The organism is Porticoccus litoralis, from assembly GCF_030676955.1.
Lineage (GTDB): Bacteria > Pseudomonadota > Gammaproteobacteria > Pseudomonadales > Porticoccaceae > Porticoccus > Porticoccus litoralis.
Genome location: NZ_JAUUUU010000002.1, coordinates 175,838 through 186,017 on the forward strand (window position 1 = coordinate 175,838; position 10,180 = coordinate 186,017).

The 10,180-nt window shown below is 49.6% G+C and carries 9 protein-coding genes; 8 read left to right on the forward strand and 1 reads right to left on the reverse strand.

Annotated features, from left to right (window positions below; all coding sequences use genetic code 11):
• The first annotated feature begins 1 nt into the window (after position 1).
• Positions 2-859 carry a 3'(2'),5'-bisphosphate nucleotidase CysQ gene (gene cysQ / locus Q8A57_RS05155; RefSeq protein ID WP_305169920.1) on the forward strand — a complete coding sequence of 286 codons (858 nt, stop codon included), beginning with the start codon at positions 2-4 and terminating at the stop codon, positions 857-859.
• Here cysQ and Q8A57_RS05160 read toward each other — a convergent pair.
• Positions 851-3,310 (reverse strand): penicillin-binding protein 1A, encoded by a 2,460-nt coding sequence (locus Q8A57_RS05160; protein ID WP_305169921.1) that lies wholly within the window; start codon positions 3,308-3,310, stop codon positions 851-853. The genes cysQ and Q8A57_RS05160 overlap by 9 nt on opposite strands.
• Before the next feature lie 132 nt (positions 3,311-3,442).
• Between Q8A57_RS05160 and Q8A57_RS05165 the strand changes: the two genes are divergently transcribed.
• The 7 genes from Q8A57_RS05165 to aroB all read left to right on the forward strand — a co-directional run bounded on the left by Q8A57_RS05165 (position 3,443) and on the right by aroB (position 10,060).
• On the forward strand, positions 3,443-4,510 hold the full coding sequence (locus tag Q8A57_RS05165) for a pilus assembly protein PilM (protein WP_305169922.1): 1,068 nt from the start codon (positions 3,443-3,445) through the stop codon (positions 4,508-4,510).
• 1 nt (position 4,511) lies between these two features.
• Positions 4,512-5,093, forward strand: a complete 582-nt coding sequence (locus Q8A57_RS05170) for a PilN domain-containing protein (protein ID WP_305169923.1) — start codon at positions 4,512-4,514, stop codon at positions 5,091-5,093.
• Complete coding sequence (locus Q8A57_RS05175; RefSeq protein WP_305170156.1) at positions 5,093-5,704, forward strand: type IV pilus inner membrane component PilO; 612 nt, start codon at positions 5,093-5,095, stop codon at positions 5,702-5,704. The genes Q8A57_RS05170 and Q8A57_RS05175 overlap by 1 nt, the downstream gene beginning before the upstream one ends.
• Positions 5,705-5,706: 2 nt before the next feature.
• Complete coding sequence (locus Q8A57_RS05180; RefSeq protein WP_305169924.1) at positions 5,707-6,243, forward strand: pilus assembly protein PilP; 537 nt, start codon at positions 5,707-5,709, stop codon at positions 6,241-6,243.
• Between the two features lie 21 nt (positions 6,244-6,264).
• Positions 6,265-8,400, forward strand: coding sequence for a type IV pilus secretin PilQ (locus Q8A57_RS05185; protein WP_305169925.1), 2,136 nt, complete (start codon positions 6,265-6,267; stop codon positions 8,398-8,400).
• Positions 8,400-8,924, forward strand: a complete 525-nt coding sequence (gene aroK, locus Q8A57_RS05190; protein ID WP_305169926.1) for a shikimate kinase AroK — start codon at positions 8,400-8,402, stop codon at positions 8,922-8,924. The genes Q8A57_RS05185 and aroK overlap by 1 nt, the downstream gene beginning before the upstream one ends.
• A gap of 71 nt (positions 8,925-8,995) precedes the next feature.
• A complete protein-coding gene (aroB, locus tag Q8A57_RS05195) occupies positions 8,996-10,060 on the forward strand; it encodes a 3-dehydroquinate synthase (protein ID WP_305170157.1) in 1,065 nt (354 codons plus the stop codon).
• The last annotated feature ends 120 nt before the right edge of the window (positions 10,061-10,180 follow it).

Consider the following 10,180-nt stretch of genomic DNA (forward strand, 5'->3'; position numbering starts at 1 on the left):
GATGAAAACGAGTCTCCCTTTGGATGTTTCCCTGTTGGAGCAGGTTATATCGCTGGCTGTGTTGGCCGGTGAGGCCATCATGCCGTTCTATAGGAAAGTGGGCGAGTTGAGCGTTGATACAAAAGCGGATTGTTCTCCAGTTACTGAGGCCGATAGGGCAGCAGATCGCCTTCTGCAACGGCAATTGCCCTTGCTACTTGACCTGCCAGTGCTTTCCGAAGAAACAGAGGTTCCTTCTTATAAGCAGCGTGCTTCTTGGACGGATTACTGGCTGGTTGATCCTTTGGACGGTACCCGGGAGTTTCTTTCCGGTAGTGGCGAATTTACCGTCAATATTGCGCTGATTTCCCATGGGTGCCCCGTCCTCGGTGTTGTCTATGTGCCAGTCTCGGGCGTTGGGTATGGCGGTTTGGTCGGCGGGGGTGCTTTCCGGTATGAGTCGGGTAGCTTGTGCTCAATCAACGTGCGAACCATGGTTGAGCGCAAAGACAACGGCGAACCACTGACCTTGGTGGCTAGTCGTCGCCACGGCGGGGAGCGGGCTTCCCTATTGGGTGAAGCGTTGTCGGTGTATTTTGGCCGAGCGGAGGTGAAGCCGGTAGGTAGTTCGCTCAAACATTGTCTGGTTGCAGAAGGAAAGGCTGACCTTTGCGCCCATTTCTGGCCAACCTCTGAGTGGGACACAGCTGCAGGGCAGGCAATAGTTGAAGCGGCAGGGGGGCTGCTGGTTGATACCACCTTTCAACCCCTGCGTTATAACAGTAAGCCTTCCCTTCTCAATCCCAGTTTTTATGTCATTGCCGATCGTGATTTCGACTGGAGGCGCTGGCTGCCTTTAACTGGAGAGTTTCTAGAATAAATCCTCTGGTCGCGGGTCGCCAGCGGCCCCCTGTGTATTCCCTGGCCCGTGACGTTCGGCCATGGGTGGCACATCTTCTTTGCGGAAAATTTCAAATATGGCATTGCGGTGTTCGGGCCCAACACTCAAGCCGTTTTCCGGATCTATTCTGCCCATAACAATTCCTTCCGGTTGAGGGCGAATGATCTGGGGTTTGCCGGCCAGAGCTGTTTTCATAAAGTCGATCCAGATGGGCAGTGCTGCAGAGCCACCATATTCATTTCGGCCCAGCAGCTGGTTTTCATCAAACCCTACCCAGGTCGTTGTCACAATGTGTGTGCTGTAGCCGGAAAACCACGCGTCCCTCGGGCCATTGGTGGTGCCTGTTTTGCCTGCGATATCGTCCCGCTTCAGAACAAGTGCCTTCCGCCCGGTGCCTTTGCGAACCACATCCTTGAGAATAGAGTCGATGATAAAAGCCGTTCTCTCATCGATAATTCTTGGCGCTTCTGGGGGGGGAAGCTTGGCAGGTGCCACGATCTGATCAACCCCAACGTTGGTGTCCAAATCGGTGGGGCTTTCGCTCTGAATCTTTTCATCCGCAGGAATAACGCTGTTGCCTTCCTTTCCACAGCCACGGCACACCGTTAGCGGGGCTGCATGGAAAAGAATATTGCCTTCACTGTCTTCTACGCGTTCCACGAGGAAAGGTTCTACCCGATAGCCGCCATTGGCGAAGCTGGCATAGCCGGTGGCGATTTTCAGGGGGGTGACTGCATGGCTGCCCAATGCCAGGGACAGGTCGTGAGGCAATTGCGACGGATCAAATCCAAAGCGCTCCAGTCCTGATAATGCCTGGTTGATGCCCAGCGCCCGCAAGATGCGAATGGAGATCAGGTTGCGGGACAGATAAAGTGCCTGCCGGAGGCGGGTAGGGCCATAAAATTTTCCACTGTCGTTTTCAGGTCGCCAGCTGCTTTCCAATAGATCGTCCTCGAATACAACGGGGGCGTCATTGATGATGCTGGCGGGTGTGAAACCATTCTCTAATGCGGTGGTATAAATGAAAGGCTTGAAGTTTGAGCCAGGCTGCCTTTCGGCCTGGGTGACACGATTAAAGTGGCTTTGCTGGAAATCGAAGCCGCCCACCATGGCCTTTATGGCGCCATTTTCAGGGTCGAGTGCAGCCAGAGCTGCCTGGGCCTTGGGAAGCTGGCCAAGGTGCCAGCCATCTTCGTGTTGTTGCACTCGGATGAGATCGCCTACGGTAAAGATTTCCTGGGCACTCTTGATGGGCGCAGAGCGGCTATTTGGGCTGTTGAACTTGCGAAGGCCTTCAAGTCCCTGATTCCAGAGAATTTCTGTTTGTTCTTCATTGGGAAGCTGTACAAGCAACGACTGTTCTTTTACTTGCATGACAATAGCCGGTGACAGGCCGCCTAACGTCGGGGTTTCTCTAAGTGCCCCCATCCATTGCTCTTCCTTGAGTTGCCTTTTTTCAGGCCCGCGGTAACCGTGGCGACTATCGTAGGCGATCAACCCATCCTGTACCGCCTTTTGGGCGCTTTGCTGTAGCTTGCTTTCGACGGTGGTATATACGCGATAACCATCGGTGTAGGCTGCAGTGCCAACCATGTCGATAATTTCCAGTCTGGCCATCTCGGCAACATAGGGTGCGTCCAGCTGACTGGTATAGCCGTGGTAGGTGGCGGTTACCGGCTCATTAACGGCTGATGTGTAGGTGTCCTCATCGATGTAATCCAGTGTAAACATCCTTTTTAAAATCCAGTTCCGGCGAATCAGGGCTCGATTCGGATTGGCCAGAGGGTTGTAGGCTGATGGTGCTTTGGGCAAGCCCGCAATCATGGCTAATTGGGCGAGATTGAGTTCATTGATGTGTTTGCCGTAATAGACTTGTGCCGCCGCTTCGATACCGTAGGCCCGGTTGCCCTGGTAAATTTTGTTGGCATACAACGTCAAGATCTCATTTTTTGTAAGCTCGTCTTCGATTCTGAGCGCAAGAAGGATTTCATTGAACTTGCGTGTGAACGTCTGTTTGTGGGTGAGAAAGAAGTTCCTCGCAACCTGCATGGTGATGGTGCTGCCACCTGTTTTGATTTCACCGGATGTCATTAATTGTGAAGCGGCACGCAACAGGCCCTTTATGTCTACGCCGGAGTGCGTATAAAAGCTGTCGTCTTCGGCTGATAGAAGGGCGTAAATGTAAGACACTGGAATTTCATCAAAGGTCACAGGGTTTCTTCGCATCTCCCCAAATTCACCAATAAGTTGTGAATCTTGTGAATAGATTCTCAAAGGAGTCTGCAGTTTTATCTCTCTGAGGCTTTCAACGGACGGCAGTTTGGGGCTAAGGTATAGATACAAACTGCCTGTGACGACAAGGCCGCCGCCGGCCGCACAGGCAAGCAGCCAAATCAAAAGGCTTGTTATTTTGAGAATAGGATGAGTCATGTTGAAGCCGTTTTAAAATCAGCGTGATATTATAGAGTCAAAGGAACAGCGATACACTACTTGCAAACTTGCGGGAAATAGTTAAAGTTCTCTGTTAGTTGCTTTGCGTAACCTAGGGAAAAGAAAACAAAAATGGGAATTTTCAGTTTTCTAGACCAGCAACCCAAAAGTTTATTGGGGCTGGATATAAGCTCTTCTGCTGTGAAGTTGCTGGAGATAAGTAGAAGCGGTAGTCGTTACAAGGTGGAAAGCTACCTGGTAAGGCCGTTGCCACCCAATACCGTTGTTGAAAAAAATATCAACAATGTCGAGGCCTTGGCAGAGACTATACGCAAGGTTGTTTCCCAAGCTAAGGCAAAGGCCAAGGATGCTGCCGTGGCAGTTTCAGGCTCTTCGGTGATCACAAAAGTGATTGAAATGCCGGCTGACCTCAATGAGCAGGCGATGGAGACACAAATTGCTCTTGAGGCTGATCAGTATATTCCTTATCCCCTTGATGAAGTTGCCCTTGATTTCGAAGTAATTGGCCCTTCCCAGAACAACGCGGACCAGGTAGATGTCCTGTTGGCGGCCTGCCGGCGTGAGAATGTGGATTCACGAGCAGAGTCGTTGGAAATGGCCGGGTTGAATCCCAAGGTTGTAGACGTTGAAGTTTTTGCTGTGGAGCGGGCGTTTGAGTTGTTGGCGACACAGCTGGAAGAGCTGGGAGAGCAAGTGGTGGCTATCGCTGATGTGGGTGCCACCATGTTGACCTTAAGCGTTCTGGTGAATGGCAAGACCGTCTATACCCGGGAGCAGCTTTTTGGGGGCAAGCAAGTAACGGAAGAAATCCAGCGGCGTTACGGGCTTTCTCTGGAAGAGGCGGGCCAAGCCAAGAAGCAGGGTGGCCTACCTGAAGATTATGTGTCTGAGGTGCTTGAGCCTTTTAAGGATGCCTTGGTGCAGCAGATTTCTCGCTCATTGCAATTCTTCTTTTCATCCAGCCAATACAACTATGTTGACCAGTTGATTATGGCTGGAGGTGTCTCTGCTATGGAGGGTTTGAGGGATGAGGTGGAAGAAAAGCTGGGACTGCCAACGATGCTGGCTAACCCGTTTGCTGATATGGAAGTGTCGGGCAAGGTAGATGCTGTTGCACTAAGTAATGATGCTCCTGCTATGTTGATTGCAGCGGGTCTGGCGCTGAGGGGATTGGAATAGTATGGCCAAGATTAACCTCCTTCCCTGGCGTGAGGCTTACCGCGCCGAGAAGAAAAAGGAATTCATCACCCTCATGTGTGTGATGTTGATTGTGGGAGCATTGGTGGCTTTTGGTTGGGATCGCGTGGTTAACGCTCAAATATCCAATCAAGAAAGCAGAAATCAGTTGCTCAAGAGTGAGATTGCCAAACTCGATAAACAGGTTGCTGAGATTAAGGAGCTTAAAAAGCGTCGCCAAGACCTCCTGGATCGTATGCAGGTGATACAGGAGCTGCAGGGCAACAGGCCAGAAATTGTTAAGCTGTATGACGAGTTTGTGCGGGCAATTCCCGACGGTGTCTACTTTACCAAGATGACGTTAAAGGGTAGTCGCATTTCCCTGGTCGGCTATGCCGAATCCAACAATCGCGTATCCGCTTTGATGAGACAGTTGGATGCATCCTATAAGTTTTCAGAGCCGAATTTGACCAAGGTTCAGGCAGATCAAACCCTCGGTGAAGACGGCAGTCGCTTTGAGATGCGTGCAAAAGTCATCGCTTCTCCGGCAGAGGATGATGCTGCCATGGGTAAGGGAGATGCATGATGGCACTGAATGAAACATTTCAGCAGTTAAAAGACTTCAATTATGCGGACCCGGATTTTGAGACGGTCGGGGTTTGGCCTCTGCCTGTCAGGGGAATCATTCTTGTTTTGATCCTTTCTCTTGTCTTGGTGGGAACGTACTACTTCCATATTAAAGATATGGGAGTGCAATTGCAGAAGGTTCAGGCTCAGGAAGTGAAGCTGAAAAAAACCTTTGAAAAAAGAGCGTTTGAAGCAGCCAATCTTGAAGAGTATCGAGAGCAGATGGCTGAAATGGAAAAAATCTTTGGTGCTCTGTTGGCTCAACTCCCCAGTGATACTGAAGTACCTGGTTTACTGGAAGATATTACCGAATTGGGGCAGGGGGCGAGCCTTAATATTGCCAGTATTACACTGCAGCCGGAACGTTCTGCTGAATTCTACGTGGAATTACCTATCAAGATCGTCGCTCAAGGTGGCTATCACGATGTCGGTGCCTTTGTAAGTGGTGTTGCGGGCCTGCCTCGTATTGTGACTTTGCATGATTTCAGCTTGTCAGCAAGAGGGAATGGCGGCCTTCTAGCTCTTGAGATTGAAGCAAAAACCTACCGCTACAAGACGCAGGAAGACTGAAAATGGCCAGGTTGATGGGTTTGTTTTTTGTTTTCGTCAGCTGTGTTCTCGCATCAGGCTGTGCTGGCGACGGTGAACATAAAGATTTACAACAGTTTATGAAGGAAGTGAAGGCTCGCCCATCCGGTGATATTGAGCCTATACCGACCTTCCGTTCCTACAAGACGTTCAGGTATGGCGCAATTGCCATGCGTAGTCCATTTGATCCACCACTTTTGGTGGCTGATGGTGAAAAACTGGCCGGCAAAAATACGGTTGATGCTCCCAATGAGTCCCGTAAGAAAGAGTATTTGGAATCATACAACTTTGCAGCTTTGTCGATGGTCGGCATTCTGTCGCAAGATGGAATGATCTGGTCATTGATTAACGATGGCAGTGGGGGAATACACCGGGTAACCGTTGGCAATTACCTTGGGAAAAACCATGGGCGAATTAAAACGATTACTGAATCCAAGGTTGAGGTGGTAGAAATCGTTCCCGATGGCAAGGGAAACTGGGTCGAGCGTCCGCGGACCCTGGCTCTGAGAGAGAAGGAATAATCGATGTTTGGGGATCGCGAGATGAAAGGCTATCTGAAAAAGAGTGTGTTGATGCTGGTTGGGCTTTCGCTCAGTCTTGGGGTTTCATCACAGGTATTGGCTCAGGTGTCATTGGAAGATATCAGTTTTGTGGCTCTGCCTGGAGACAGGTTTGAAGTCAAGATGTCATTCTCTGATTCTCCTCCAGCTCCAGAGGGATACACGATAGATAGTCCGGCTAGAATTGTCCTTGATCTGCCGGGTGTAACTAGTGATCTGGAGAGAAAGCATTCTCTCTCATTTGAAAATGCTCGCAGTGCTGTCTTGCTGGGAACATCAGACAGAACACGCCTTATTCTCAATATGCAACAAATGGCACCTTACGAAACCAGTGTCACAGGCAATGTTATGACGATGGTTGTGGGTGCGAGTGAAGGTGTTGCACGTACTGAAAAGAAAACAGTTGCGCAGGCTGTAACAACTTCTCGTAGTAAGCCAGCTGCTCAGGACTTTAGTCTCAAATCTGTAGACTTCCGTCGCGGTGAAAAGGGTGAAGGTCTGGTGATTGTTGGCCTCTCTGACCCATCAGTTAGTGTTGATATCACACAAACGGCTGGTGATATAAAATTGAGCTTCTTCCGCACATCGCTTCCGGAAGAGCTGGATCGCCGTCTGGATGTCATGGATTTTGCAACCCCAGTCAAAGAAATCGATACTACCTCTGACGGCTCGACGACAACAGTGGTGGTCGATGCCTTGGGTGAATATGACTATATGGCCTATCAGGCAGATGACCAATATATTGTCAGTGTCAAACCGCTCACGGCTGAAGAGGTTGAGCAGAAAAAATCCCGTTTTGCTTATGTCGGTGACAAGCTTTCGCTTAATTTTCAAGATATTGAAGTTCGCTCAGTCCTGCAGTTGATTGCGGACTTTACCGATTTGAACCTGGTGGCCAGTGATACAGTCAGGGGTAGCATTACGCTACGTCTTGAAAATGTGCCTTGGGATCAGGCGTTAGATATTGTTTTGAAAGCCAAAGGGCTGGATAAACGTCAGGACGGAAATGTGTTGATGGTGGCTCCTGCTGCAGAGATTGCAGAGAGGGAACGCTTGCAGGTTGAGGCAAATAAACAGCTGGAAGAGCTGGCGCCGTTGCGTACGGAGTTTATTAAGATCAAGTACGCCGATGCGCGTGAGCTGTATGAATTGTTTGATGTTCGCCGCAATGGTGGTGGCGGCGGCGGTGGCGGTCGCAATGCCACAGATAGTATGTTGTCTAATCGTGGCTCAGCTATTGTTGATGACAGGACCAACACCATTATCCTGACGGATACGGAAGACAAGATCAGGGATTTCATGGCGTTGATCGAAGAGATCGATATTCCCATCAGGCAGGTGCTGATCGAAGCGCGTATTGTGATTGCCAACACGGATTTCAGAAAAGAAATTGGCGCACGTCTTGGCATTCAGGGTGCCAGAACACCGGATAGCTCAGACTTTGGTTTTGGCGGCTCAATTGAAAACTTTGAAAGCCCCTACAACCCCATTCAGGTATTCAATCAGGGTGGCGGCACAATTCTTGTTAATGATGCAGGCCTAGGTGTGGATTTGGGTGTCAACAACCCAACAGGTAGCTTTGCTATCGAGCTGCTTACGCAGAATACTTTCCTCGACCTGGAATTAAGCGCCTTAGAAAATGAAGGAACAGGCGAAATTGTTTCTCAACCGAAGGTGCTGACGGGTGATAAGCAAAAGGCATCTATCAAAACGGGTACAGAGATCCCCTACCAGAATGCGACGTCAAGTGGTGCAACATCTGTTCAGTTTAAAGAAGCTGTGCTCAAGCTTGAAGTAACGCCACAAATAACCCCAGACGGTCGCATAGTGATGGATATCAATGTCAATCAGGACTCCATTGGAGATATCTTGCCTACAGGAGAGCCCGTGATTGATGTGACGCAGGTTGAAACCAAGGCCATTGTTGGTGATGGGCAGACACTTGTGCTCGGTGGGCTGTTCCAGATGTCAACTGTCGATACGGTTGAGAAAGTGCCTTTCTTTGGTGATATTCCCTATCTGGGTAGGCTTTTCCGTAAGGACCTGGATGATATGGAAAAGCGTGAAATCCTTGTCTTTATTACGCCTAAAATTCTCAGCGAAGCCCTTCTTGATTAATGTCAAAACCTAACAATGTCTTTCTTGTCGGCCCCATGGGGGCCGGCAAGACCACAATTGGCCGTATCGCCGCAAAAAATCTTTCTCTCAAATTTGTTGATCTGGACGCTGAAATAGAAAAGCGTTGTGGGGCAGATATTCCCTGGATATTCGATGTTGAGGGAGAGGCAGGCTTTCGCAAGCGGGAAAGCTTGTTGCTGGCAGAGTTGGCGGCCGATGAGGGCATTCTGTTGGCCACCGGTGGCGGTGCCGTCATCGACCCCCAAAATAGGGAAGTGCTCAAGTCCCGGGGATGTGTCGTCTACCTATGTGCATCTGCGAAGCAATTGCTTGAACGGACGGCGCATGACCGTTCGCGGCCACTCCTGCAGGTCGATGATCCGCTATCTGTATTGACACGGCTAATGAAAGAACGAGACCCGTTGTATCGGGAGGTGGCTGACCTCATCGTCGAAACAGAAAGAAAAAAACCTCAATTTGTTGCTGAGTGGGTAACAAGAGAGGTTCGCCAGCATCGATGTTGATGTGGTAAATTCGCACCCCTTCTGACGGGGAGTCGATGATAGTGACCAGTTTTGCCGCCGCTACCTCTTTAATGGTCGACCTGGGCGATCGCAGTTATCCAATTTTTATCGGTGAGAGCCTTCTGTCCAAACCAGAGCACTTGTGCCCATTTATTTCTGGCTCTCAAGTCATGATCGTGTCAAATGAGACGATAGCACCTTTATACCTGAGCAAAGTCTGTCAAATTCTGGCGGGCTACCAAGTTGATACAACTATTCTCCCTGACGGTGAAAAATTTAAAAACCTGGATACATTGAACCGGATTTTTGATGAGTTGCTTAGCAAGCAACATAACCGGACCACAACGCTAATTGCGCTGGGTGGCGGAGTCGTTGGTGATATGACGGGGTTTGCGGCAGCCTGCTATCAGCGGGGTGTCAATTTTATCCAGATCCCTACAACTTTACTGGCCCAGGTCGACTCTTCTGTAGGAGGTAAGACAGCTGTCAATCACCCGAAAGGGAAAAATATGATTGGAGCTTTCTACCAGCCGCAATGTGTGATTGCTGATACAGATACCCTTAACACGCTGCCCGATAGAGAATACCGCGCAGGGTTAGCTGAAGTTGTTAAATACGGCTTGATTCGGGATGCGGATTTTTTTGTCTGGCTGGAAAGTAATATGGAACGATTGCTGGCTCGTGATCCTGAAGCAATTGCATTCGCAGTTCACCGTTCCTGTGAAAACAAGGCAAAAGTAGTTCATGAAGATGAAAAAGAAGGTGGTGTTCGGGCTATTCTGAATTTTGGTCACACCTTCGGTCATGCCATTGAAACCGCTCAGGGATATGGAGAATGGCTGCATGGAGAAGCTATTGCAGCGGGAATGGTGATGGCGACCGAGCTCTCCAGGAGGATGGGCTGGGTAAGTGAAGAAGACAAGCTGCGTGTGGTGAACCTATTGGAGCAATGTCAGTTGCCAGTATGGGCTCCTAAGAGTATTGATCGCCAAACGTTCATGTCCCTAATGAGCGTCGATAAAAAGGTTCTTGATGGCACTTTGCGACTGGTATTGTTGAAGTCTTTGGGGGAAGCCACGGTTACTTCAGATTTCGACGCGGACTACCTGAGAACCTTGCTGTCAGCAGAAGAATGAACCAGAATGAAGCTCTTGGCTTCATAGTTATCCCTTCGCCATAGGCTTTTATCTTTTAGATATTTGTGGCGCAGGCTTCTGCCATGTAAAATGTCCCTCCTTTTGTGCCCATATGAGTCA